Raw genomic sequence first — 1,194 nt, 5'->3', positions numbered from 1 at the left:
GCGCGATATCCCGGTCAAGCTGTGGGTTGCACCGCCGACCAAGATGGATGCCAAGCAACTGACCGAAGAAGGCCACTACGGCGTGTTCGGTACGGCAGGCGCCCGTACGGAAATGCCGGGTTGCTCGCTGTGCATGGGTAACCAGGCACAGGTGCGCGAAGGCGCTACGGTGATGTCGACCAGCACGCGTAACTTCCCGAATCGTCTTGGCAAGAATACCAATGTGTATCTGGGTTCGGCTGAGCTGGCGGCGATCTGCTCGCGTCTGGGGCGTATTCCGACGAAGGAAGAGTACATGTCGGATATGGGTGTGCTGAATGCCAATGGCGACAAGATCTACAAGTACATGAACTTCGATCAGATCGAAGACTTTAAGGATGTGGCGGATACGGTGACGCTGTAAGCGGTACTGGTTTTCGATAGGTACGTTTTGGAAGGCCCCTTGCGGGGCCTTTCTTTTATGGTTTATTGGCGGTGTTCATGGCGGGGTGCTCCTTTTTTGAGGGCATTTGGTTTTTTTGGGGGCGGTGTTGGCCGTTGCACCCAAAGGAATACGACATCCCCCTGCGGGGGACGCCGGTCACTCTTCTTTGCTTCGGCAAAGAAGACTAACGAGAAGAAAGCCGACCCTGCCGGGGGCAGAGCAATAAGGCTTTCGGATATCGATGGTTTCGTCGTGCGGCCCGGAGTGCCGGCGGGCTTCTGCCGGTACCGGCTTGACTGACCACGAATCTGCCAGCTTCCGGGATTCGTGGTGCGACCCCCGGTAGCAGACATCACTTGCTTCAAGCCGTCTGTCGCTCGCGTAGTGGCCGCCCACGAAGTTGCAGGCGCACCGGTTCCGTCGTGGGCGCGGTGGCACCGGGTGATATGCCCGAGGTCTTCACCACCGCGCCCGCCCCACCACGAAACCATTGGCAGGCGATGTGTCGTGGTGCTTCGCGCYGGTAACGGCAGATGGCCGAATGGGCAAGGATTCCGCTACCGGGGGCCGCACCACGAATCCCGGAAATTGGCAGATTCGTGACCCTGCAAGCTGGTAGCGGCAGAAGCTAGCAGAACTGCTGGCCGCACGACGAAACCAACAACGCGAAATAGCCTGATTGCTCTGCCCCCGGCAGGGTCGGCTTTCTTCTCGTTAGTCTTCTTTGCCGAAGCAAAGAAGAGTGACCGGCGTCCCCCGCAGGGGGATGT

Annotated in this window: 1 protein-coding gene; it reads left to right on the top strand. The window is 59.1% G+C overall.

The window, feature by feature from the left end:
- On the top strand, positions 1–403 hold a 403-nt coding region (locus AC1DKD_RS41390; protein ID WP_477144761.1), incomplete at its 5' end, for an aconitase family protein.
- Positions 404–1,194 lie beyond the last annotated feature (791 nt).

This window comes from Cupriavidus sp. 05T313 (assembly GCF_056396665.1).
This window is presented reverse-complemented; position numbering and strand designations above follow the sequence as displayed.